Origin of the sequence: Candidatus Tisiphia endosymbiont of Stenodema calcarata (assembly GCF_964030695.1) — a bacterium.
GTDB lineage: Bacteria > Pseudomonadota > Alphaproteobacteria > Rickettsiales > Rickettsiaceae > Tisiphia.
The window spans coordinates 558,026-581,449 of the sequence record NZ_OZ034911.1 but is presented as its reverse complement, the minus strand read 5'-3'; the positions used below and the strand labels follow the sequence as shown (position 1 = coordinate 581,449).

The following is a 23,424-nucleotide window of genomic DNA, read 5'->3' as shown; positions in this document are numbered from 1 at the left end:
AAATCTTTAAATATTTATGTTGTAATGCAAACTATAGAGCAACAAATTATTGATGCGGTGCAAGATAACCTAAAAGATCTTGGTTTTGACTTAGTAAAAGTAACTTTAAAGGGTTCAACCCATAAAGTACTTGAAATATTAATAGATAGGTTGGATGGTGAAAAGGTTACTATAATAGATTGTCGGAATAGCAGTAGAATTATCTCAGCCCTTTTAGATGTTGAAGATATAATTAGTGATAAATATTTTTTAGAAGTTTCTTCAGCAGGTATTGAACGCCCATTAATAAAATTTGAAGATTATACTAGATTCCTCGGTAGGGAGGCTACCATAAAATTAAAAGAATTATTAAATGGTCAAACTCGATATCAGGGAAAGATAGTTAAAGCTGAAGATAATAAAATTCATCTGAATAACCATGGTGAAGACATAGTGTTTTCATTTGATATGATAAAAAAAGCCTCTTTGGTATTAACAGATGAAATGTTTAGGAATTTAATGAATAAAAAATAGACTTCTTGGATAATTTGCTTCTGCTAGGGAATTTGTAGGAGGATCAAAACCTCGACCCACAGCGTACTCAAATTCCGTTACGGATTCGAGTGCCGGATCGACGCACAAATTACCAACAAAAGTAGAATTATGCAGGAAGTCTAATGAATGGTGAGCATGCTAGGTCATAGTACCCTATATTTTTCTATAATCGTCATAGCAAGGCTCTTTAGATGCCGTGGCAATCTAGGTAAACAGCGAATTTTTTTAGAGTAACGCTTCGTGTATCCTAGATTGCCGCGTTGCCGCTTTTTCGCGACTCCTCGCTAATAGACGATCAGCAGCCATTTTAATAGTGGTTATATAAAAAATGTACTATGATGCTAGGTGTACATATAGTACATGAGCATGCGAATCCATGATATTTTCAAAAAATAATTCGTAGGAGCAGAAGAGTATACCGACGCACAAATTACCAGTAGCAAGTAGATGCAAGAAGTTTAACATTAAAAGGCAGTGAATTTATGATTAATATTGGTAACATAGAAATTCTGCAGATCATAGATTCTGTAGCTAGAGAAAAGAATCTTCCTAAGGAAGCACTACTTTTGGCAATGGAACAGGCTGTACAGATTGCAGGACGCAGAAAATATGGAAATGAACATAATATAAAAGCTGAGATTGATAGGAAAAATGGTAATATTAATCTTTTTAGAATCCTTGATGTAGTGGATGATGTGGAGAATTATTTTACTCAAATTTCTTTAAAGGATGCTGTTGAAAAGAAAGTCGATGCTAAAATTGGCGATGAGATTTATGAATTTTTACCGCCTATTGATCTTGGACTTGTTGCAGCTCAGGCCGCTAAGCAAATAATAATACAACGCGTTGGTGAAGCGGAAAGAGAAAAACAATATGAAGATTTTAAAGATAAGAAAGGTGAGATTTTAAACGGCACTGTTAAGAGAGTAGAGTTTAATAATATCATAGTTGACCTTGGTGGTCGTGCTGAAGCAATGATTAAAAAGGAGCAGCTCATTAGAGGAGAAAGCTTTAAGGTTAATGATCGTATTAAAGCTTATGTACAAGACGTAAGATTATCGTCTAAAGGGTCACAAATTTTTCTATCTAGAACTGACGACCAAATGCTAATAAAATTATTTGAATTAGAGATTCCAGAGATTTATGATAATATAATTGAATTGCGAGCTATAGCTCGTGATCCTGGATCAAAGGCAAAAGTTGCAGTCTTTGCTTCTGACTCCAGTGTTGATCCTATAGGTTCATGTGTAGGAATTAGAGGTAATAGGATTAAGGCTATTACTAATGAACTTAATGGCGAAAAAATAGATGTAATATTATGGAGCAAGAATATTGCCCAATTTATTATGAATGCAATTGCTCCTGCAGAAATTGCAAAAATTGTTATTGATGAAGATAAGAATATAGTTGATGTAGTTGTGTCTCAAGATAATTTGAGTCTTGCAATTGGTAGAAGAGGTCAAAATGTTCGTTTAGCCTCTAAACTTACTGGCTGGAATATTAATGTAATGACGGAAGATCAAGAATCCAAACGGAGAAATGATGAGTTTTGCTCTGCTACTGAGTTATTTATGGAGACCTTAGATGTTGAAGAAGTGATAGCACAACTGTTATCTGCACAAGGTTTTACCTCTCTAGAACAGTTAGCTTCCAGTAAAATTGAAACTTTAATGAATATTGAAGGCTTTGAAGAAGAATTAGCAACTGAGATAAGAGAACGAGCAATAAATTATGTAAATGCTAAAAATGAAAAAATTATTATTAAACTCGAAGCTTTAGGTGTTGAACAAGAATTAATTGATGTATTGGATTTACAACCAGAATTCATATTAAAATTAGCTGAGTATGGTGTAAAGACTATAGAAGATTTGGGAGAGTTGACAGTTAATGAATTTAAATCATTAGTGCCTAATTCTAACATGGTAGATGATGATATAGAATTACTGATTCGTACAGCTCGTACTCGTGAAGATGAATAAATTTAAGCAACCTCAGTATCAATCCTGACAGGGGATGCTACCACAACTGTTGAAAGTTAAAAAGCCGTCATCGCGATGAGCTTTGTAAGCCCTAAACCGTCTATTAGCGAGGAGTCGCTGTAAACGACGACGTGGCAATCTTGTGAAGAAGAGCTTACTTCATGAGATCGCCACGGCGTCTATCGACGCCTCGCGATGACGATTTTTTAACTTTCAACAGTTGTGGGGATGCTACCTAAACTACTTAAGTTGCCATGTGCGTAGACGAGGATCTAAAATGTTTAATTAGTTGTCAGTCAAAGCAAGAAAATTTTAAAAAATTTAGCATTAAGTATTAGTGCTAAGAATTTTATTGATATACTGAAGAACTACTAGCAAAATTAGCCATTTCTAATAACAGAAACTTGGTAATTTAATTTTGGGTAAAGAAAAAATTAACAATTCCCTTAAAAAAAATGGTATTATAGTGTAAGCATGAGATGCAAGTCAAGTGCAAGAGAAAATCTAATAGACCTCTTGCATCATTCTACTTCTACTGGTAATTTGTGTGTGATACCGGTACTCTGCTCCTCACGTACTCTAGAGTACGTTGCGGGTCAAGGTTTCGTGTCTCCTACAAATTCCCTAACAGAAGTGAATTCTACAAAAGGTCTAATGATAAATTAGAAATTTGTAAATTATTCGATATACTCAAATGATTTGAAGAATGGAGACAACAAACAAGGGGTGAGTGTACCTTACTATTCCCCACAAATATTTGCAGAAGCCAATTCTTTAAAGCAGAAGAGTATATCTGTTAATCATTAATCACATAGCAAAATTATTTAAAAAACTTTATCACAAATATAATTGCTATTTAAAGGTTTAATATTTATGACGAATAACCAAGAACCTAAACCAAAGAAACTAACACTTGGTGGTCCTAAACTATCGCTTAGTAAGCCAACCCAACCCACCAATGTTACTAGAGGTTTTGTTAGTTCTGCAAAAACAATTGTAGAAGTTAGGAAGAGTAGCACTCCAGCTAATACTTTGTCTTTTAACAAACTTTGGTCTAGTGGTTCTACTTCTCAAGGCGGCGAATCTACTGCTGGAGAAGAATTTAACAGACGCTTAACTATTTTAAAAAAAGCAGCAGAAGATGCAAAATCTCAGAGTACTGATAGTAAGATTAGCACTCTGAGTAAACTTGCAACTATCAATCAACCTGTGAAAAAAGACTATATAGACGATATTGAAGAAAATGTTCAGGATGAGTTACAAGATATCGAAAATGATTCTGAAATACCACCTACTACATTAGCACCTACATCTTCACAGGATAACAACCCATCCAAGTCTTTTGTTAGATCAACACTGATTGGTTCTCAGAGTAATTTTGGCGTTGCACCTGAAGATGTTTTTGGGGTGGATAAGACTGGTGATAATAAAATAGTAGTACCAAAGGTTAAAGTTGAGGAGTCTAAAAAATTAAAAAAGGCAGATATCTTCAATATGCTTGATGCAGATAGAAGCGATAATACTGGTAGAACTAGAAGCCTTGCATCAATAAAAAGAGCTAGAGAAAAAGAAAAACGTAAAGCCGAGCAACAAACACCAGACAAAGTATATAGGGAAGTTATTATTCCAGAAGCTATTTCTGTAGGAGATCTAGCCAATAAAATGTCTGAGCGAGCCACAGATGTTATAAAAGAATTGATGAAGCTCGGTATTATGGCTACAACCATCCAAATAATTGATGCAGATACAGCAGAGCTTGTTGCTACGACCTTAGGGCATACAGTAAAAAGGGTTCAAGAGTCCGATGTTGAAAATATATTGATTAGTGAAGCTGATAAGGAAGAAGATTTAAAGCATAGGGCTCCTATTGTAACGATTATGGGACATGTCGACCACGGTAAAACTTCGTTACTTGATGCTTTAAAGTCAACTGATTTGGCAAGTCAGGAAACAGGTGGGATTACCCAGCATATTGGTGCTTATCGAGTCACCTTGGCTGATGGGAGGGCTATTACTTTCATTGATACTCCAGGACATGAAGCGTTTTCAGATATGAGAACTAGAGGGGCAAAGGTAACAGATATAGTGGTTATAGTAGTTGCTGCAGATGATGGAATAAAGCCGCAAACGATTGAAGCAATTAATCACGCTAAAGCGGCAAATGTTCCTATAATCGTTGCAATAAATAAGATAGATAAACCGGATATTAATCTTGACCGAATTAAAAATGATCTATTAATTTATGATTTAGTTAGTGAAGAGTTGGGAGGTGATACTATAATTGTACCAATTTCAGCTTTAAAGAAAACTAATTTAGATAAGTTAGAAGAGGCTATATTATTGGTTGCAGAAATGCAGGATCTTAAGGCTAACTTTAGCGGACTCACTGCTGGGGTAGTCATAGAGGCAAGAGTTGATAAAGGTAAAGGAGCGGTTGCTACTATATTGGTACAACGTGGTATTCTAAGAAATGGAGATATAGTAGTTGCTGGAACGAAATATGGTAGAATTAAGAGGATGAATAATGATAAAGGATTAGATCTTACCGAGGCAGAACCAACTTTACCAGTAGAGATTTATGGTTTAAATGAAGTTCCGCGAGCAGGAGATCAGTTTAATGTAGTGCAGAATGAAAAGCAGGCTAGAGATATTGTAGAGTATCGTGAACGCCTTGCAAAAGAAAAGAAAATTTCTGTTACCCAAAGATCAACTCTAGAAGAATTATTCCTAAAAGCCTCCGGTAATAGCGGTATGATAAAAGAGTTACCGATAATTGTTAAAGGTGATGTGCAAGGTTCAATTGAAGCAATTATCACTAGTCTATTAAAGTTGCCAAATGATGAAGTTCGTTTAAAGATTTTACATCATGCAGTAGGTGGAATATTGGAGTCAGATGTTACTTTAGCTAAAGCATCCAACGCTATTATTGTTGGTTTTAACGTTAGAACTAATAATAATGCTTTGGCTATGGCAGAAAAAGAAAAAGTGGATATTAGATATTATTCCATTATCTATAATTTGTTAGATGATATTAAATCAATAATGAGTGGTATGCTTTCACCAATTATTCGTGAACAATATATTGGTACAGCAGAGATTAGACAGCTATTCACTGTCTCAAAAGTTGGTAAAGTTGCAGGTAGTTATGTTACCAAGGGTACTATTAAAAGAGGTGTTGGAGTTCGCTTGTTACGAGATAATATTGTTATTCACGAAGGAAAACTTAAGACTCTAAAACGTTTTAAAGATGATGTCAAAGAAGTTCACGAGAATTTTGAATGTGGTATCGCTTTTGAAAATTATGATGATATAAAAGAAGGTGATATAGTAGAAGTCTTCGAAATTATTGAAGAAAAAAAACAGTTATTGTAAATGCAAAAACTTTCTGATAAAGACAAGTCACAAAATAGGTCACAAAGGCAAAAAAAAGTGGCAATATTAATAAATGAAGCATTAGTGGAAGTACTAAGGCGTGGTAAGATGTTAGATGAACGTCTGATTAATTGTCCAGTAACTATTACTAAAGTCTTAGTTACTTCTGATTTAAAAGTAGCAGATTGTTACTTTTTACCATTTAATACTACTTTTAATGAGATACAACTTACTGAGTCTTTAAATAATTCGAAATATGCTATAAGAAACTTTATAACTGCTAAAATTAATTTAAAATATTCACCAGAAATTCGTTTTCATTATGATCACGGATTTGATAATGCTTACAAAGTTGAGGAGTTATTGAAGCAAGTTGAAACTAATCGAGTGAACTAGGATTACAATGAATCAAAACCTTACCCATCGCAAAGCCACAATTGCTGATTTAAGAACAATTTTTAACCTTCTTTTAGAAGATGAACTTGGACAAACAAGAGAACAGTTTTCAGCAGAATTGGATCAAGCTTATATTGATGCGTTCTACAAGATAGATAGTGATCCAAATCAATATTTGATGATAGTTGAAATGAATAAAGAAATAGTTGGCACTTGCCATTTGACTATCATGCCATCGCTAACTTTCATAGGTTCAACTAGGATGCAAATTGAAGCTGTTCGTATCTCAGAAAAGTATAGAGGACAACATTTTGGTGAATGGATGATGAGTATTGCAATGAAATATGGCAAATCAAAAGGTGTCTCCATTGTTCAGCTTACAACTAATAAAAAACGTCCAAGAGCCAAACAGTTCTATGAAAGACTTGGTTTTGAAGCAACACATGAAGGGATGAAATTATATAACTCTAATGAATAATAGTGTTATTATTTTAAATATTCACTTAAAAATCTCATGATTCCATAATTTTTTTAAAAACTCTTCTATTGGCAGTATATTTATTTCTCGATTATCTAGGCATATTTTCCTTGAATTATCTTCTAAGCAAACTACATATCCTTGATCCACTTGATGCTCTTCCATAAAAGATTTTATACTTTTTATTTCAGTTTTATGAACATTCGAAGATATTTTTACTTCAATTGGTAATGGCTTACCAGTAATAGTGCTAATTATAAAATCCACTTCTACGCCTGTCTTAGTACGCCAATAATTTATACGATGATCTAAATCATTTAGGTTTATATATGCTTGTAACTCAGTAAACACGTAATGTTCTAAAGCCCTTCCTGCTTCTGATCCTTTGGTATTATTAAAATGATTTTGCCTAATACTACTTGCAACGCCTACATCAAAAAAATAAAATTTAGGATTAGATGATATAATTTCTCTACTAATTTTTTTTTGATAGGGATAAACTAAATATCCTACCAAACTATCAACCAATATTTGGTAATATTCTTTAACTGTTTTAGCATCAATAGAACAATCGCGAGCTATGTTAGAATAATTCACTAGTTCGCCAGAGGAGAAAGCCGTGCTATCTATAAATCTACTAAACGCTGTAATATTTCTTACCAGTCCCTCAGCCCGAATCTCATTAGTTAAATAATCCTCAACATATGCTTTTAGTAATTTACGAGGATTATTACTGATAAAATGCGATGGAATTAAGCCATTATTAAATATTTTTAAAAGATCAAAATCCTCCTTCACCTCAGGGTATACTAATGGAAAAAAATTATATTTTATTGCTCTACCGCCTAATAAATTTGTACCATATGCTCTTAATTTTCTACTACTTGAACCACATAAAATAAAATAACTATCAGTATTTTCTATGAGCCAATGTATTTCATCAAGTAACGCTGGAACTTTTTGTATTTCATCTACTATTATAGGAAGATCAAGCTTAGCTGAGTGTAGTGCTAATACTTCTTCTCTAAAATTTGATGGTTGTTTTAGATACTTAAAATATAAGTCAGTTTTTAATAGATCATAATATATTGAATTAGGGTATAGGTTTTTTAAGTAAGTTGATTTTCCTACTTTTCTAGCTCCCCATAAGAAAGCTGTTTGCTTGTGATTTAAGTTTAATTTGAAATATCTTGTATACATATAGGTTTACTATTTAGGATTTTATTCCTAAATAGTAAACCCATTTAGGAGTAAAGTCCATATTTATTGATCAATCTTAATTTCTCTAATCTTTTATATCTTCCATTCTTGCAACTATACTCAAATGATTTGAAGAATTGGATTTGAAAATGAATGGTGAGAAGGCATAGCGTACATATGGTATAGTTACGCATGCGAATCCATGATATTTTCAAAAAACAATTCGTAGGAGCAGAAGAGTATATCTGAATAATATAGTTGAACAAGACCACCGCTTTATCAAGAAACGAGCTAAACCAATGCTTGGTTTAAAATTTTTTGTTCTGCTGCGGTTACTATCACTGATATAGAAAATATTCGTATGATTCAAAAAAGACAAATTACTGAAGCTAATAATAATTTTTCTACTTTTGAAAATTTTGTTATGCTCATGGCATCATAATGTCCAAAATCTGAGGTTTTACGATTCTCGCTAGACCACGATTTACAGATGCGACAGAATCAACTGGGATTAGTTAGTTAATGTTAATTATTTTTGTTCCTTGGTCTGTGACGTAGTATTGCTAGAGCTAGTAAATACTTTACACTCGTCAAGTAGTGTTTTAAGATTGACATTTATGTCTTCTAACTGAAAGGTAGCATGTAATATATGATGTTCTTTCTTAACTGTACTATTAGCTAGCTCTGTACTCTTTTGATATAGAGCTACTATTTCATCTTGTGCTTTGATGTAGACGTTAGAAAAATTATTGCAAATAACCTTGATGTCACTACAGGTTGATCTGATTTGATTAAGCCATTTGACCGAGAGTAGTATTAATAATATCTGTCCGATGATTAGGCTAAATACTCCAATGACCAAGGCTAATATTTGGTAATTCATGTTCTACTTCCTTTATTTGCTAATGTTATGTTTGTCCGCATAGCCTGTTGTAAGCCTAGATAAGGTCGGCTGATTGATTGCTACTATAAATATTTATTTTAATCATTTAGTAAATCCTATTTATTACTTTACTTAATATTAGAAAAAATATTATTATAACTTTATAATCATAATTTCACGGTAAATAATAGTCTGATTTTTTACTGTGGAGTTATATACTGATGTATTAATTACTACAGTATTTTTTACGGTATTGATTTGAGTTGATTTTTTACATATTATTTATGTATAAAGTTAGTCATCCGATAATTAAAAAATAATTTTGAGGTATAATTATGGAATTTCAAGTACAGGATTTATTAGGAAAATGCTCTATGTCATATGCAACTGTTAGGAGTTTAATTAAAAAGTCATTCTTCTTTTTTGTTATAGTTTGGCTTGTACTTGCTTATAGTAGTGGAACATTAGCAGCAGGAAAAAATAATAATATAAAAGAATATGGGATTGTTATATTACCAGAAGAAAAATGTGTAAGAGTAGCTGAAAAACTAAATCAGGATATTGCAAAAATATTAAGTCATTTAAATAATGTTAAAAATTATTGGCATGTTACCTTATATCACGGAGCATATGAAACAAAAGATTTACAACAAATATATGACAAAATTAAAGGACTAAAACTCCAACCTTTTACCTTAAACTTTAGTAAAATTTACTCTACTGCAGATAGGTGGATAGACTTAGGGGCAGAAAAAACTAAATATCTTCAGGAATTACACGCATCAATCGTTCATTTAGCTAGCCCTTTCCACAAACATCCGTTAGCTCGCTCTAAAGATGTTTATAAAGATATGTCAAATGTTCAACGTGAACAAGTCGATAATTATGGCGTTAGTGGAGTTTTGGAGTTATATAATCCTCATATGACGTTGTTTTACCAATACCCACCAAGGCTTGAATTACAGGATACTGCAAAGAGAGTAGCAGTCTCTTTCAAAGAAAATATGGTATGTAAAGCCTCCAAGATTATTATAGGAGAACTAGGATATAATGGTAATATTGAAAAAATAGTTTATAGTGTAGAGGTGTCCAACTAAGTGTCCAGCTAATTATAACAACAAAATATTCGTGTAACAAATTATGTTGAAGCCTGTCCAAGATAAAAGCTCAGTACAAAATACATCAATAATTTGTAGTAAACAAAACGATTTAAAATCTGAATTTGCTTCTATAGTAAATGTACCTGGCTTTGTTATCGCTAAAGACATCAATTCTAAGTATTCCGTTATTAGTAAAGATTATTCTCTACTACTGGGTTGGAAGAGTCCAGACCACTGCGTTGATTTAACAGATTTTGACATACCTTGTGAAGCCGTAAAAGCAGCTGAGCAATTTATAACCCTTGATCAGAAAGTTATCGAGACTGCTAAGGCAATATTAAGCGTATATATTTGCAATTATTCATCTGGCTGGAAAACCTTAATGAGTCATAAGATCCCCATACAACAAGAAGATGGGAAAATCACTGGGATATTTGGTCAAGTTATGGACATATCTAACACTAATATGTTTAATTGGTATCTAGCATTAAATCAATTTGATAAAAAATTTATAAATTCGCAGGATAAACCTATAATTTATATTTTAAATCAGGAGCATTCTCCTCTTCCTTTAAGCAAAAAACAACAAGAATGTGTATTCTTATTGTTACGTGGTAAATCCATGAAAGAAATCGCCACTATATTAAACCTGTCAGTACGTACTGTGGAATCATACTTTGCGATAATCAAATTAAAGTTAGGGTGCAGTAATAAATCTCAACTTATAGAAAAAGCAATTAATAGTGGTTTCCTACATTACATTCCAAATTAGTATTATTCTTGTGTCTAAAAAATAAGTTTCTATGAAAAAAATTGTTTTAACCTGTATGATTGGCAACGCATTGGAATGGTATGATTTTATTTTATATGCTCAGTTTGCTTATATACTAAAACAAAAATTTTTGCCAGATAGTTCTATTAGTGAAATACTGACTTTTGCAATATTTGCAGCTGGGTTTGTGGTAAGACCGCTTGGAGGAATTATTTTTGGTAATATTGGTGACAAATTTGGGAGACGTATTTCCTTGGTTATAGGTATTTTGACAATGGTAGTTCCCACTACCATAATAGGATTACTACCTAGTTATAATTCAATTGGTTTAGTTGCTCCAATAATTTTAACTATAGTACGGTTAGTTCAGGGATTTTCATTAGGTGGGGAATTTAGTGGTTGCGTTATTTACCTTACAGAACATGCACCAGCAAATAACAGGGGTATAATTGGAAGTATTGTATATATTAGTCAATGCTTAGGAATGTTGTTAGGGATAATAATTGCTTATTTACTCAGTTCCTTGTTATCAAAAGAAGATTTATGGTCTTTTGGGTGGCGATTACCTTTTATTAGTAGTTTTTTTGTTGGTATGATAGGAATGTACATAAGAAATAGCATTTCAGAAACCCCAATATATGCCAAGGTAAGAGATTGTGGACTAGTCTTACAATACCCTTTGCGAGAACTACTATTAAACTATAAGAAAAAACTTTGGTTAGCAATAGGTCTTTATATTAATGTTACAGCACCTTTCTATGCTGCAACTATTTTCATTCCAAACTACATGTTGTCCCTTGGATATAGCCAAACTGAATGCTCAACATTAGGAAGCTTAACTTTAGTTACCATGATCATTACTTTTCCTATTACTGCCTACATCTCAGATAAGATAGGACGCAAACCTGTAATTCTTTTTAGTTGCCTAGCACTTATAATACTCACCTACCCAATTTTTCTCATGATAAATACTAAATCTTATTATCTTGCAACTACAGCACAAATTTTATTTGCTGTAATAGTAGCATTTCATATGGGTGCAATACCAACGATTCTAGTAGAACTATTTCCAACTAGTGTTCGTTTTACAGGAGTAGCACTATCATGCAACATAAGTGCAGCAATATTTGGAGGGACAGTCCCTATGATTGGTGCTTGGATATATCAGGTTACAGGAGATAGATTAGCGATGTCTTATTATTTAACCTTCCTAGCTATTTTAGCTATTTTTATAATATTTTTTTACAAAGAAACATATAAAAATATAATATAAGTTTTAACGATACCGTCAAGTTAACTGAAAAACGCCAATTTTAACAAAATTTTCGGTCTGTAAGCAGCATAGTATCGTTCACAAAATACTCATTTTTTGTTAAATTCAAGTTAACTTGACGGTGGGTTCTGATACTGTCTTAAGAGTCAAGGGCTAAAATAGGATTAAAGATAGAATTATTTTTAATTATTCCAAAGACAATAGACTTCTTTCGAAACTCGCTTATGCTGAGGGATTTGAAGGAGACGCGGAACGCAGAACCGCAGCGTACTCTAATGTACGTGAGGATTCGAGTACCGCATCGACGTACAAATCACCAGCAAAAGTAGAGTTTCGAAAGAAGTCTAATATGTAATAATTTACGCATAATAGCAACAATAATAACCTTAGTAGGTTTACCCTTACTAGATAGCTTTTGGGTAAATTGTTTAAATATAGGGTTATGATTTTTAGCTACTATAGCAGGAAAGTATAGTGCTTTACGTAGTTTAGCTGAACCAATCTTTGATATAGCACTTTTCCAGATACTCTATGTTTAGGTGTAAGTCCTGCATAAGTAGCAAACTCCCTAGTACTATCTAATTCTTTACTTTCATGAATTCTCACTAATAAATGATCATCAGGTATCATGCACCTTAAGCTAACTCTATCACATCTCACACCTTCTTGATCAGATTTATAATCCTGCATCTTTACACCTGCATTTAAGCATAAAAATACATCTTATTCCTTATCTTAACTTTCTTCCACTTCTTCTTATGACTTTTTCAACAGCCCGGAGTTTAATCTTACATATTACTAACCATCATACCCTAAAACTAGACTAAAACGTTCTATGGATGGATCATCTATGGAATAGTTAGCGTTCTTGGTAACTTTGCAATTTTTACTTTTTTCCTAAAAATACCATCTGATTTAAAGCGTTTCTAAAGTAACAAATTTTAAATCCATATAACAACTGTATCACTTCTTAAAACAGCCTTATGTTATGCCTTTCAACCAATAAACTAATTTTTTTAGCCAAATCCACCTATTTTGCTGAGCTATTTGGTGTTGATATATTTTGACTTGTTTGTTCTTTTAGTAGTTTACTTTTTTCTTCTATTGAATTAAGAAAGAAATAAGTGAAGGTTAGGAAAGCAACTAAAAGAGGTATAAATACAAAGAGAATTGCCTTTAGTTTCCTAGCTGATTCTTCACGATCCAGTCGTTTTTCTCTTTCTTCTTCTGTTTCAACAAATTTACTATCGGTATTTCTGCCAGTATCTAAATTATCTTTTGACATTTCTATAATCTAAAAATCGCATTAGTTGTCTAGTATTATAACATAGTAGCATAATATTATTATTTCTCAAAATGTTTTCTACATTTTTTTTTGTTTATCCTAAAAAGCTGATAATATTTGTCTAGTCACTTATAGTTTACACTTTTTCAAAAAAATATAATAAATTCCTAGTAATATTCTAATTTTTAGTTTAACTTATATATTTAAAATATAGAGTATGGTTTTTTTATGGAAGAAGAAGAGATCAATTATTGGGACAACTCAAAGTATGCACCTTGTCAATATGCTACTAGGTTACTGGACAAATTACGTAAGATGAATGAGGAAGTAAACAGGCCAATAGATATTGATGAGGTTAGAAAGGCTATTTATTACGCCAAGAAATATCATGGCAGCCAAATGAGGCAGTCAGGTGAGCCTTATTACTCCCATCCACTAGAGGTGGCTTATATGATTTCTGATTATCTTTTCCGCACTGACATTATTGTTACCAGCATACTGCATGACACCATCGAGGATACAGAACTTACCGAAAAGATGATTGCTTATATTTTTGGGGAGCAGGTTGCTAGTCAAGTAGAAGACTTAAGCAGGAACAAGCCTCATGGCAAGATTAGCTCGGCGGAGATGATGGAATCGCTATATAGACAAAAGAAATATGATACCTTAATTATTAAGATATTTGATAGGCTTCACAATATTGAGACTCTAGAAGCTAAGTCTCCAGAAAAAGCGAAGAAGATAATTGAAGAAACTTTAAAGTATTCTTTAATTTTATGTGAAGTAGTAGAGCTACCATGGCTTTGCGATATCCTATATGAGAAATGTCATAAGCATAACATAAGATTGGGAGTTATAAAAAATAACGCTGATATTTTTACTAAACTATCTCAAGTTATTGCTTCTCCATTTTCTCAAAATAAGACACTCCTATAAAAAATCCTATGCCCACAGGTACTAGAATTAAAAATAATCCCCAATAACCTAAGTATTCTGTAGTGAATACTAAACCAAACGATGTTATAAAATAAGTGAGTAATTTGGCTATGGCACTTAACATGCTAGTATATGTAAATCTTTTGAAGATAGGAAAATATTTATAAAATATTGGTGATGCAGGTACATGATCAAACACAAATAAAGCAGCTAAACATTGAAAAATAAAAATATAATTCGAGTTTAGGCTATAGGATAACACCAAGGGAAATAAAATAATTGAAGCAAAAAATAAATAGAGCTTTGCTTTAAGTATCTTTAAAGGATGGATTATATAACTAAGATAAGCTAGCATAACTATTCCAAATAAGTCTACTAAAGATACCCAAAAATTTTGATTTATAACCTCATTAGGCGAAAAACCACATTTTTGTTTTAATATGTCCCCACAATATATATAAACGAAATAAAAGCAAGGAGGTCTAGCACATTGAATCAAAAAATATGCGATTGAAGTTGAAATTGGCACTGGTTGGTTGATAATTTCTTCATTCAGCTTGTTAAATTCAATTTTATTGTCTATAAACCTATTTTTTAACATTTTTTTCTTATTCATGAATTCATTGGCTTCTTTTAAACTGGTTCTAGCAACAGAACCAATTAACGCAATGCCAGCCCCAACCCAAAAAGCTGTACGCCAGCTGAATGCATTCTGATAAATATGTGTACTAGTAAAAATTGAAGCAACTCCAAGTGCTGCTGTAGTTCCTATGGCTGAAAACACAGTTATTAAGGTAACTAATGAATATTGAATAGGCGGGCTTGAACTTTCAGTTAAATAAATTTCTGCTCCTCGTGCTTCAGCAGTTGCTGCCAAACCTTGTATCATACGACAAGTTACAAGTATCCAAGACGCAGTAATCCCTATTTGAGCATAAGTCGGTATAGTTGCAATAATAACACACGAAATACCCATCAAAAAAGTAGTTATAATCACGACAGTCTTTCTACCTAAATAATCGCCAATATAACCAAACAATAACGCTCCAAAAGGCCTTAATATGTAAGTGGAAGAAAAGGCAGCAGCCGAAAGCAATGAAGTGGTAAAAGGATCATATTTGGGAAAGAATAATTCATTTAGTAATACTGCTAAATGTACATATAACATCAGATCAAAATACTCTAGGAACGTCCCGATCGACAGCAACCCAACAGCTTGTTTTTGTTCTCTAGTAAGGCTGGTCTGAGTATATATAACCCTGCCATCTGCTTGGATAAATTTGCTCATATTAGTATTTAAACCCTTACTTTATGTTATCAATATTTACCTATATATTATCCAGCCTTTGCTGCCAATTTAACATTTGGCTGAGGATAATTCCCAGCCATTTTCTCCAACTTTTCAAAATGTAATAGCCCGTATGCGAAACCCACAATTGTAGGGATCATAATAACCCATAATCCCCAATAGCCAAAATGGTTAACAAGATAAGTAAAGCCAAAAGCAGTAATAACATACATCAAAGCTCGAGATATAGCGAATATCATACTAGCATAGGTAAAACGTTTAAATACCGGAAAGTTTTTGTAAAAAATTGGCATAGCAGGACCTAAACAGTCCTCCAATAAAATTATAATAAATTGAATCAAAAATAACTCGTAAGGAGAATGAAGATTATTCAGCCAATACGGACAAAATACTATAAAAACAGAACATATTATGAGTATAATTCTCACGGTTAATAACGGATACACTTTTAAACTTAAACGAGATAATATTAATACTGTCAAAAACTCTATTATACAGATAATAAAATTATGATGAATAACCTCGGATATTGTATAACCAAAGCTAGCTTGTAAAATATTACCACAATATACATAGACAAAATAAAAACATACCGGGGGAACACATCGTAATGAAAAGAAAGCTAGTACTGTTTTTTTATTAACCTTTTCTGTCCAAATAGGATGGTTTTCTAAAGTACTGGTATCTGTATTAGTTTTTGCAAAAACTTTTTTTAGTTGACGTTTGGCATCAGCAAATTCTGGTGTTTCTCGTAGCCTCGTTCTTGCAACAGAACCAATCAATGCCACTATTGCACCTAGCCAAAATGCTGCACGCCAATTAAAATCATAAGCAATAACAAGTGAAGCAACTCCTAAAGCCCCTACCTCTCCTAAAGAAGAGAAAGCCCACATCAATCCCACACCTACATATTGGGCTGGTGGGTTAATCGTTTCAGTTATATAAAGCTGTGCTCCTGTTATTTCTCCCATAGAAGATATGCCTCATAATACGGCAGATGGTCAATATCCAAGCTGCCATACTGCCTATCTGAGCATAGGTAGGGAGATTAGCCATAACAAGACAGGATGCAGCCATCATGAAAGTTGTGATGATCACTGTTGATTTACGTCCTATATTATCGCCTAACCAACCAAATATTAACGCACCAACTGGTCGAAAAACAAATGTGGAGCAAAAGGCAAAAGACATCATTAAAGAGCTAGAATGAGGATCAGTCGGTTCAAAAAATAACTCATTAAGAAAAGCCGCCATATGTACATAAAGCATCAGATCAAAATACTCTAAGAATGTTCCTATTGACAGCAACCCAACAGCTTGTTTTTGTTCTCTAGTGAGACTGGTCTGAGTATATATAACTCTGCCGTCATCTCGTACAAATTTGCTCATATTAGTGCTTAAACCCTTACTTTATGTTATCAATATTTACCTATTATTACCTAACCTTTGCTGCCAAATCAATTTTTGGTTGAAAATAATTTTCTCTCTCCTTCTCCAACTTTTCAAAATGTAATAGACCGTATGCGGAAGCTATAATTGCAGGAATCATAATAAACCATAATCCCCAATTGCCAAAATGGTCAGTAAAATAGACAAAACCAAAAGAGGTAATAACAAACATTAAGGCTCTAGATACAGCAAATGTAATGCTAGCACAGGTAAAACGTTTAAATACCGGGAAACTTTCATAACAAACGGGAAGAACAGGAGCTAAACATTCACATAAAAGTATAACAAATTGCATCAAAAATAATTGATAAGGAGCATTAACATTATTCAATAAATACGGACAAAATATCATAAAAATAAAAGATATGATCAGTATAATTTTCATTGTTAATAATGGATATATTTTTAAACTTAAATAACACAATGTTAATATGGTTACGAACTCCATTATACAGACAATAAAATTATGATGAATAACCTCAACCGTTGTATAACCAAAGCTAGTTTTTAAAATATTACCACAATGTACATAAATAAAATAAAAACTTATCGGTCCAAAACATTGTAAAAAAAAGAAAGCTAATATTGTTTTTTTATTAACCTTTTCTGCCCAAATAGGATTTTTTTCTAAAGTATTGGTATCTGTATTAGTTTTTGCAAAAACTTTTTTTAGTTGACGTTTGGCATCAGCAAATTCTGGTGTTTCTCTAAGTGTTGTTCTAGCAATAGAACCGATTAATGCCACTATTGCACCTAGCCAAAATGCTAGACGCCAATTAAAACCATGCGAAGTTACAAGTGACGCAATGCCTAAAGCACCTATGCCCCCTAAGGCAGCAAAAGCTCCTAATGATCCCACAGTTGCATATTGGATTGGTGGCTTAAGCGTTTCCGTTAAATAAAGTTCTGCCCCTGTCACCTCTCCCATAGAAGATATACCTTGTATGATACGACAGATGGTTACTATCCAAGTAGCTGTTACTCCTATCTGAGCATAAGTAGGTAGATTAGCCATGACAAGACATGAGGCAGCCATCATAAGAGTTGTGATGATCACTGTTGACTTACGTCCTATATTATCGCCTAACCAACCAAATATTACTGCCCCAACAGGTCGGAAAACATAAGTGGAACAAAAAGCAAAAGACATCATTAAAGCGGTTGTCTGAGGATCAGATGGTTCAAAAAATAACTCATTAAGAACCCCTGCCATATGGACATATAGCAGCAGATCAAAATATTCTAGGAACGTCCCGATCGACAGCAACCCAACAGCTTGTTTTTGTTCTTTAGTGAGACTGGTCTGAGTATATATAACTCTGCCGTCATCTCGTACAAATTTGCTCATATTAGTGTTTAAACCCTTAAGTTATATTGTCTAGAGTTGTATATAATTAATTGCTTACAAACTCACCTTACGCATAACCCCCACAACTGTCGAAAGTTCAAAAATCGTCATTGCTAAGTGCTGTTGTAAGACTTAAATCGTCTATTAGCGAGCGAACGTACGTGAGCGTGGCAATCCATGAAGTTTGTCATATGGATTGCTTCGTCGGCCTTACAGCCTCCTCGCAATGACGTTTGTTGAACTTTCAACAGTTGTGCACATAACCCCCACAACTGTCGAAAGTTTACAAATACCTATACCACAGCGTCTATTAGCGAGCGTAAGCGAAGCAATCTAGGAAACAATCTATAGATAAATGATGTTACTGGATTGCTTCGCCACCAAAGTGGCTTCTTGCAATGACTCTAGGCTATTCTCCCTATGGCTTTTAAATGCCATGCGTAAGGTGAGTTACAAAGTAAAAACGATGTCGTTCCTGCTTCAGTGCGGAATCTAGAAGGTTTAAAGCACCCTTTCTGTCTGTTTCTTTAGATTCCGCACTGAAGCAGGAATGACATCATCTTTACCATTACAACCTATGATATAACACAACCACAACAAGAATGGGAACTAGAATCTTCCTGCCCTAGTGCTGCAACATCTAGAGGCACATCTTCACCTACTCCAAGCAAACTGGGATACAGACTCTCTGCTGGTTCTACTAGTGCGACAAAGTCAGCATAACCTTTTATCTCACCCTCTTGAATATTGTCTGCAAATGTTGGTTTAGCATTAGCAGACAATATTTTATCAACTAGTTTACCGTAGCCTATAGCTTCTTCATAGGTAATTTTTTTACTTCCTACTTCTCTTGCGTTTTTGTTAATCTGTACTACACACTTGTCTGCTAACTGCTTAGCATCCTGTGGGATAGGCTCATTACCAGCCAGTTTAATTGATTTCTTGTCACCTAGTTTAATACCTATTGCCATAGATAAATAAGCTAAGAATTCATCTTTTGTTGTACCAAATACCTCCCAAAAACTTGATGCCAAATAAAAAGCTGCTTCTTTTACCCCTATTGATAAATATAAAAAGAACTCCCATGCAATATCTTTATCACTTGATATTGTTAATTCTCGTAAGTGAACATTAGTATTATATGCTTCCGTTTCTTCTGTCTTTCTATGTTGCTCATACAACTTTTGTGAGGTAGTAAACATTCCCTCTTTATTATAGGTATCCGTCAAGTAATTATCTATTGTCTTCCTTTCCCCTGCATTATCAGGTAAATTTACTCTTTTAGTTTTCATAATAATCTCCTTAATTTATGTTATTATCTACCACCATGTTCTGCCATCATGGCTTTTCGTCGTTGTGCAAACTTAGCACTAGCACTTTGGGTTTCCCCTTTGGCTTGTGTGTGGTTTACATTTCCCGCTGAGCTAACTTTTTTGGATGATGCTTGGTGTTTTAAACTTTCTTTGATAGCTAGGGCATGTTCTATAGGATTTTTGGCAACTGGATGCTTGATAGGTTTAGGCTTATTCTTCACCGAAGAATCTTTTGTATTTTGAGGAGTTGCAACTAATTGTTCAACGGAATGCTTGATAGGTTCAGGCTTATTCTTCACCGAAGAATCTTTTGTATTTTGAGCAGTTGCAACTAGTTGTTCCTGTACCGGATATTTCGGTTTAGGTAACCCTAATTTTTCATGACCACCTAAATTCATAATCATTGAGTGCAGCTCATGATATCCTTGGTGTTTTGGATCTTGTTGCCTTGCTTCATTATATTCTTTCCCATGACGATTATGATGCTTTTTTACCTCTTCTATCGCTAATTCAGGTTGGCTGCTATTGACTAATGTAAGAATTGCCTCTCTACGTTTTTCTCTTTCTTGTTCTTTTGGCGCAAGAACCTTTAAATTTTCTTCATGTTCTTTGATTTTTTGATTATGTACTGCATTATCTTGACGAGCCTTATCTTTTTCTGATTCAGGAACATCAGAACGGTTAATTATTGCCTCATTAACTTTAATTTGGTCTTTTCTATAATTGATGGATTTATTAGCTTTATCTTTAATAGCGTAATGCTTTCCCCAATACTGGCTTATTTCTTGTTGTTTCTTTTCAGCCTTTTCTTTTTCTTTTTCACTTGCATATTGCCCCATTAATTTGGCTTTTTCTTGAGTAGTTAAAGACTTCGGATCATTTGCTGCTTTTTTTACAAGATCATCCTCTTCCTTTAATAGTTCATCAAACTTGTCTTGAAATGCTTTATATTCATCAAAGTGTTGCTTTAACTCTGCCTCTCGTTTTTCGTTTGCTGCTTCTTCTAAACGTGCTATGGATTCTTGTAACTTAGCTTCTTCTGCTGCTTCTCTGCTTTTTTCCTCTTGACCGTAAAGCATATACTGTTCAGCACGTTCTTTCCTTTCGTTCACAATAGCTTGTATTGTTTTCAAGCTCTCTAGTATCTTTTCCGGGATGTTACCAGTTAAAAAACTATCTATATCACGACTGAGCCTCTCTAACTCAGCTGGGTTAGTGGAATGCATTTGAGATTTGATATTATTAATAATATTCTCAAGTTGAGCTGAACCTGCCACCTCTTCTTTGCCTTTATCCCCGTCATCAAAATCATCAGCCATGTTATTTTTCATTTGTATTAATAAGTTTATTTATATTACCATAATTTAATTAGAATCAATTCTAAAATATTAGTCAACTTATTTTTAATGAAAATTAATTATTTTTTATAATATAAACAATATCCAATATTCTACTCACATAACTATATTAGTCCTGATATTTAACATCCTTTGATCTCAGCCTATATTCTTACCAATCTCTCTTTTTCCCCTTCTAATTTGTTTATAGAATTGTGATATTGTTACAACCAAGATTTATTATTTCAATTTTCTATATTATTTTTTCTTGCTATCGTTCAACCAAATCATCAATATCTAATTAGTATTAATAAATATATTAAGGTGAGTAAATGATAGGATATCAGCAGGAACAAAGAAGCCTAACGAAAGAACAAAAATCAGCTATTGGATTGCTTTCAATTGGTACATTCCTAGAGTATTTTGATCTATTCCTCTACGTACATATGGCTGTACTGTTAAATGAGTTGTTTTTTCCAAAATCTGACCCTCATACTACCGCTCTTTATTCAGCTACAGCTTTTTGCTCTACCTTTGTTTTTAGGCCTATTGGTGCAGTAATATTTGGATGGTTAGGTGATAATATAGGGCGTAAGACTACCGTTATCATCATGGCTTTATCATGTATTACCATGGCTAATCTCCCTACTTATGCCCAAATAGGTATTACAGCCTCTTGGTTAATCACCATATGCCGTATACTACAAGGAATATCCTCTATGGGAGAGGCAGTAGGAGCAAAACTTTATTTAACTGAATCTACAAATCCACCAATCCAATATCCAACTGTTTCATCAGTTGCGATTTTTTGTACTTTAGGAGGAGTTGTTGCTTTAGGCATAGCATCTTTAGTGACCTCCTATGGATTTAATTGGCGTATAGCATTTTGGATGGGAGCAGGCGTAGCATTGATCGGCACAGCAGCTCGAAAGAGTCTTAGAGAAACGCCGGAATTTGCTGATGCCAAACGTCAACTAAAAAAAACTTTTGAGCAGCCTTCAAATGTTGGCAGCATAGATCTCAAAAAACTAGAAAATAATCCAATATGGAAGGAAAAAGCTAATAAAACAACAATTTTAGCATTGTTTTTAATAGAATGTATGTGTCCCGTATGTTTTTATTTTGCTTATATTTATTGCGGAAATATGTTAAAAACTTCTTTTGGCTATAGTGCTGAACAAGTCATCCATCAAAATTTCATTATCTCCATATTTTCCTTCTTAAGCACTTTGGTATTAACATATTTAAGTTATAGGATATATCCGTTAAAAATTGCAAAAACCTTGTTATTAATATTTTGTCTATTTGCTTTAGCTTGCCCTTATTTATTAAATAATATTAATAACTCATTTGATATATTTTTAATGCAATTATTCGTTATGTTATTTGTACCTACCGGTCCTGATATAGGACATCCAATCTTTTATAAACATTTTCCTGTCTTTAAACGTTTTAGCTGTGCTAGCCTTACATTTGCCATATCTCGTGCCTTAATGCATGTAGTTACCTCTTTTTCAATTGTTTACTTAACTGAATATTGGCATCATTGGGGGATAATGATTATATTGCTTCCAGTTTGCATAGGTTTTGCATTCGGACTATTTCATTTTGAAAAGTTGGAGAAAGAGGTCGGGAATTATCCACAAAAGCCTTATGTAGAGGTATAGATAAATGTTGACAACATAATGTAATAATTCGTTTTGTTACTGTTGGTATTTTTAAATGCATAGCTAAAGTTAAAAAATGTATTACAGTTTCTTCTACTATCTTTTTAGCTTTTTCCAGCGATTTAGCTCCTAGCGTTTCTAAATTGTGAATTCTATCAAAAAGTTTAATCAATGCTACATCATATTTTTTTTGTTGAATTAATAAATCTAGTGTTTCCGCCGAGCTAATCTTGCCATGAGGCTTGACCCTAGTCAAGTCTTGCACTTGACTAGCCACTTGACTGCCAAAAATATAGGCAATCATCTTTTCGGTAAGTTGTGTATCTTCAATGGTGTCGTGTAGTAACGCAGTCACAATCATGTCGGTTCTAAACAATCGTGGAATTTCTAGGGCTGTGTACTGGGCAAGCATATAAGCCACCTCTATTGGGTGTGAGTAATATGGCTCACCAGACTGCCTCATTTGACTGCCATGATATTTTTTAGCATAGTAGATGCCCTTTTTGACTTCATACATGTTTATTGGTTGCTTTACTTTTTCATTTAGCAAAATTAACTCCTTAAGCAACCTCTCAGCATATGCACAATACTGGTATTTTGAATTATCCCAATAGTTATTAACATCTTCCATAAGAAACCATGATATTTTAATTATAAAGTTATTATAAACTAAAATTTTGACTATTTAAAGCATTTATTGCTTTTTATTTTTAAAAAGATGCATATTTTCTAACCTATGTTGTATAAATTACAGTTTACCCGAATTCGCGTTATTGGACAATTTCATAAGATT

At 33.3% G+C, this 23,424-nt stretch carries 20 protein-coding genes and 2 pseudogenes; 11 read left to right on the top strand and 11 right to left on the bottom strand.

The features are described from left to right. Positions 1-24 precede the first annotated feature (24 nt). The 5 genes from rimP (at position 25) to ACQH1W_RS02635 (ending at position 6,759) form a co-directional block, all read left to right on the top strand. Positions 25-513 (top strand): ribosome maturation factor RimP, encoded by a 489-nt coding sequence (gene rimP / locus ACQH1W_RS02655; RefSeq protein WP_341762212.1) that lies wholly within the window; start codon positions 25-27, stop codon positions 511-513. Between the two features lie 503 nt (positions 514-1,016). Beyond that, on the top strand, positions 1,017-2,513 hold the full coding sequence (nusA, locus tag ACQH1W_RS02650; protein ID WP_425361145.1) for a transcription termination factor NusA: 1,497 nt from the start codon (positions 1,017-1,019) through the stop codon (positions 2,511-2,513). Between the two features lie 873 nt (positions 2,514-3,386). Continuing rightward, the gene (gene infB / locus ACQH1W_RS02645) at positions 3,387-5,885 is read left to right on the top strand and encodes a translation initiation factor IF-2 (protein WP_425361144.1); all 2,499 of its coding nucleotides are present in this window, start codon (positions 3,387-3,389) and stop codon (positions 5,883-5,885) included. Next, positions 5,886-6,281 carry a 30S ribosome-binding factor RbfA gene (rbfA, locus tag ACQH1W_RS02640; protein ID WP_341763196.1) on the top strand — a complete coding sequence of 132 codons (396 nt, stop codon included), beginning with the start codon at positions 5,886-5,888 and terminating at the stop codon, positions 6,279-6,281. It abuts the gene before it with no gap. 7 nt (positions 6,282-6,288) lie between these two features. After that, positions 6,289-6,759: a GNAT family N-acetyltransferase gene (locus ACQH1W_RS02635; RefSeq protein WP_425361143.1), complete on the top strand. Its 471-nt coding sequence runs from the start codon at positions 6,289-6,291 to the stop codon at positions 6,757-6,759. A gap of 21 nt (positions 6,760-6,780) precedes the next feature. Here the strand turns inward: ACQH1W_RS02635 and ACQH1W_RS02630 are convergent, their stop codons facing one another. Next, positions 6,781-7,959: an ATP-binding protein gene (locus ACQH1W_RS02630; protein WP_375332966.1), complete on the bottom strand. Its 1,179-nt coding sequence runs from the start codon at positions 7,957-7,959 to the stop codon at positions 6,781-6,783. 242 nt (positions 7,960-8,201) lie between these two features. Here ACQH1W_RS02630 and ACQH1W_RS02625 point away from each other — a divergent pair. Continuing rightward, positions 8,202-8,401, top strand: a pseudogene (locus tag ACQH1W_RS02625) (DDE-type integrase/transposase/recombinase); the annotation flags it as partial. 87 nt (positions 8,402-8,488) lie between these two features. On the opposite strand, the gene ACQH1W_RS02620 reads toward ACQH1W_RS02625, so the two are convergent. Next, on the bottom strand, positions 8,489-8,842 hold the full coding sequence (locus ACQH1W_RS02620; RefSeq protein WP_341763193.1) for a hypothetical protein: 354 nt from the start codon (positions 8,840-8,842) through the stop codon (positions 8,489-8,491). A gap of 335 nt (positions 8,843-9,177) precedes the next feature. Here ACQH1W_RS02620 and ACQH1W_RS02615 point away from each other — a divergent pair, with 335 nt between their 5' ends. From ACQH1W_RS02615 to ACQH1W_RS02605, 3 genes are read left to right on the top strand one after another with little or no spacing between them, the layout of a single operon-like run. Next, positions 9,178-9,939 (top strand): hypothetical protein, encoded by a 762-nt coding sequence (locus ACQH1W_RS02615; RefSeq protein ID WP_341763192.1) that lies wholly within the window; start codon positions 9,178-9,180, stop codon positions 9,937-9,939. Between the two features lie 43 nt (positions 9,940-9,982). Next, positions 9,983-10,714: a LuxR C-terminal-related transcriptional regulator gene (locus ACQH1W_RS02610; protein ID WP_375332964.1), complete on the top strand. Its 732-nt coding sequence runs from the start codon at positions 9,983-9,985 to the stop codon at positions 10,712-10,714. A 31-nt stretch (positions 10,715-10,745) separates the two neighbouring features. Then, the gene (locus ACQH1W_RS02605) at positions 10,746-11,987 is read left to right on the top strand and encodes an MFS transporter (protein ID WP_341763190.1); all 1,242 of its coding nucleotides are present in this window, start codon (positions 10,746-10,748) and stop codon (positions 11,985-11,987) included. A gap of 313 nt (positions 11,988-12,300) precedes the next feature. Here the strand turns inward: ACQH1W_RS02605 and ACQH1W_RS02600 are convergent. Together ACQH1W_RS02600 and ACQH1W_RS02595 are read right to left on the bottom strand one after the other, a co-directional pair. After that, positions 12,301-12,566: pseudogene (locus tag ACQH1W_RS02600) on the bottom strand (transposase); the annotation flags it as partial. A 451-nt stretch (positions 12,567-13,017) separates the two neighbouring features. Next, on the bottom strand, positions 13,018-13,272 hold the full coding sequence (locus ACQH1W_RS02595; RefSeq protein ID WP_341762142.1) for an RC1041 family protein: 255 nt from the start codon (positions 13,270-13,272) through the stop codon (positions 13,018-13,020). A 228-nt stretch (positions 13,273-13,500) separates the two neighbouring features. Between ACQH1W_RS02595 and ACQH1W_RS02590 the strand changes: the two genes are divergently transcribed. Next, positions 13,501-14,208, top strand: a complete 708-nt coding sequence (locus ACQH1W_RS02590) for an HD domain-containing protein (protein ID WP_425361142.1) — start codon at positions 13,501-13,503, stop codon at positions 14,206-14,208. Here the strand turns inward: ACQH1W_RS02590 and ACQH1W_RS02585 are convergent. The 6 genes from ACQH1W_RS02585 to ACQH1W_RS02560 all read right to left on the bottom strand — a co-directional run bounded on the left by ACQH1W_RS02585 (position 14,168) and on the right by ACQH1W_RS02560 (position 20,958). After that, a complete protein-coding gene (locus ACQH1W_RS02585; protein ID WP_375332962.1) occupies positions 14,168-15,496 on the bottom strand; it encodes an MFS transporter in 1,329 nt (442 codons plus the stop codon). The two genes, ACQH1W_RS02590 and ACQH1W_RS02585, sit on opposite strands and share 41 nt — an antisense overlap. 47 nt (positions 15,497-15,543) lie before the next feature. Continuing rightward, on the bottom strand, positions 15,544-16,488 hold the full coding sequence (locus tag ACQH1W_RS02580) for an MFS transporter (protein ID WP_425361141.1): 945 nt from the start codon (positions 16,486-16,488) through the stop codon (positions 15,544-15,546). Beyond that, on the bottom strand, positions 16,451-16,906 hold the full coding sequence (locus tag ACQH1W_RS02575) for an MFS transporter (protein ID WP_425361140.1): 456 nt from the start codon (positions 16,904-16,906) through the stop codon (positions 16,451-16,453). The genes ACQH1W_RS02580 and ACQH1W_RS02575 overlap by 38 nt, the downstream gene beginning before the upstream one ends. A gap of 46 nt (positions 16,907-16,952) precedes the next feature. After that, positions 16,953-18,314, bottom strand: coding sequence for an MFS transporter (locus ACQH1W_RS02570; protein WP_425361139.1), 1,362 nt, complete (start codon positions 18,312-18,314; stop codon positions 16,953-16,955). Between the two features lie 575 nt (positions 18,315-18,889). Then, complete coding sequence (locus ACQH1W_RS02565) at positions 18,890-19,606, bottom strand: hypothetical protein (RefSeq protein WP_375332960.1); 717 nt, start codon at positions 19,604-19,606, stop codon at positions 18,890-18,892. A gap of 23 nt (positions 19,607-19,629) precedes the next feature. Then, the gene (locus ACQH1W_RS02560; protein ID WP_425361138.1) at positions 19,630-20,958 is read right to left on the bottom strand and encodes a hypothetical protein; all 1,329 of its coding nucleotides are present in this window, start codon (positions 20,956-20,958) and stop codon (positions 19,630-19,632) included. Between the two features lie 338 nt (positions 20,959-21,296). Between ACQH1W_RS02560 and ACQH1W_RS02555 the strand changes: the two genes are divergently transcribed. Then, positions 21,297-22,631, top strand: coding sequence for an MFS transporter (locus ACQH1W_RS02555; protein WP_425361137.1), 1,335 nt, complete (start codon positions 21,297-21,299; stop codon positions 22,629-22,631). On the opposite strand, the gene ACQH1W_RS02550 is transcribed toward ACQH1W_RS02555, so the two are convergent. Next, positions 22,525-23,262 carry an HD domain-containing protein gene (locus tag ACQH1W_RS02550; protein ID WP_375332957.1) on the bottom strand — a complete coding sequence of 246 codons (738 nt, stop codon included), beginning with the start codon at positions 23,260-23,262 and terminating at the stop codon, positions 22,525-22,527. The two genes, ACQH1W_RS02555 and ACQH1W_RS02550, sit on opposite strands and share 107 nt — an antisense overlap. Positions 23,263-23,424: the final 162 nt, after the last annotated feature.

What these genes read in the sequence shown, in the direction of transcription:
- ACQH1W_RS02620 (WP_341763193.1), bottom strand. Translation starts at nt 8,842, where the DNA reads ATGAATTACCAAATATTAGCCTTGGTCATTGGAGTATTTAGCCTAATC.
- ACQH1W_RS02565 (WP_375332960.1), bottom strand. Translation starts at nt 19,606, where the DNA reads ATGAAAACTAAAAGAGTAAATTTACCTGATAATGCAGGGGAAAGGAAG.
- ACQH1W_RS02615 (WP_341763192.1), top strand. Translation starts at nt 9,178, where the DNA reads ATGGAATTTCAAGTACAGGATTTATTAGGAAAATGCTCTATGTCATAT.
- nusA (WP_425361145.1), top strand. Translation starts at nt 1,017, where the DNA reads ATGATTAATATTGGTAACATAGAAATTCTGCAGATCATAGATTCTGTA.
- ACQH1W_RS02560 (WP_425361138.1), bottom strand. Translation starts at nt 20,958, where the DNA reads ATGAAAAATAACATGGCTGATGATTTTGATGACGGGGATAAAGGCAAA.
- ACQH1W_RS02550 (WP_375332957.1), bottom strand. Translation starts at nt 23,262, where the DNA reads ATGGAAGATGTTAATAACTATTGGGATAATTCAAAATACCAGTATTGT.
- ACQH1W_RS02630 (WP_375332966.1), bottom strand. Translation starts at nt 7,959, where the DNA reads ATGTATACAAGATATTTCAAATTAAACTTAAATCACAAGCAAACAGCT.
- ACQH1W_RS02555 (WP_425361137.1), top strand. Translation starts at nt 21,297, where the DNA reads ATGATAGGATATCAGCAGGAACAAAGAAGCCTAACGAAAGAACAAAAA.
- ACQH1W_RS02570 (WP_425361139.1), bottom strand. Translation starts at nt 18,314, where the DNA reads ATGAGCAAATTTGTACGAGATGACGGCAGAGTTATATATACTCAGACC.
- ACQH1W_RS02585 (WP_375332962.1), bottom strand. Translation starts at nt 15,496, where the DNA reads ATGAGCAAATTTATCCAAGCAGATGGCAGGGTTATATATACTCAGACC.
- ACQH1W_RS02575 (WP_425361140.1), bottom strand. Translation starts at nt 16,906, where the DNA reads ATGAGCAAATTTGTACGAGATGACGGCAGAGTTATATATACTCAGACC.
- rimP (WP_341762212.1), top strand. Translation starts at nt 25, where the DNA reads ATGCAAACTATAGAGCAACAAATTATTGATGCGGTGCAAGATAACCTA.
- ACQH1W_RS02580 (WP_425361141.1), bottom strand. Translation starts at nt 16,488, where the DNA reads ATGGGAGAAATAACAGGAGCACAGCTTTATATAACTGAAACGATTAAC.
- ACQH1W_RS02605 (WP_341763190.1), top strand. Translation starts at nt 10,746, where the DNA reads ATGAAAAAAATTGTTTTAACCTGTATGATTGGCAACGCATTGGAATGG.
- ACQH1W_RS02590 (WP_425361142.1), top strand. Translation starts at nt 13,501, where the DNA reads ATGGAAGAAGAAGAGATCAATTATTGGGACAACTCAAAGTATGCACCT.
- ACQH1W_RS02595 (WP_341762142.1), bottom strand. Translation starts at nt 13,272, where the DNA reads ATGTCAAAAGATAATTTAGATACTGGCAGAAATACCGATAGTAAATTT.
- rbfA (WP_341763196.1), top strand. Translation starts at nt 5,886, where the DNA reads ATGCAAAAACTTTCTGATAAAGACAAGTCACAAAATAGGTCACAAAGG.
- ACQH1W_RS02610 (WP_375332964.1), top strand. Translation starts at nt 9,983, where the DNA reads ATGTTGAAGCCTGTCCAAGATAAAAGCTCAGTACAAAATACATCAATA.
- infB (WP_425361144.1), top strand. Translation starts at nt 3,387, where the DNA reads ATGACGAATAACCAAGAACCTAAACCAAAGAAACTAACACTTGGTGGT.
- ACQH1W_RS02635 (WP_425361143.1), top strand. Translation starts at nt 6,289, where the DNA reads ATGAATCAAAACCTTACCCATCGCAAAGCCACAATTGCTGATTTAAGA.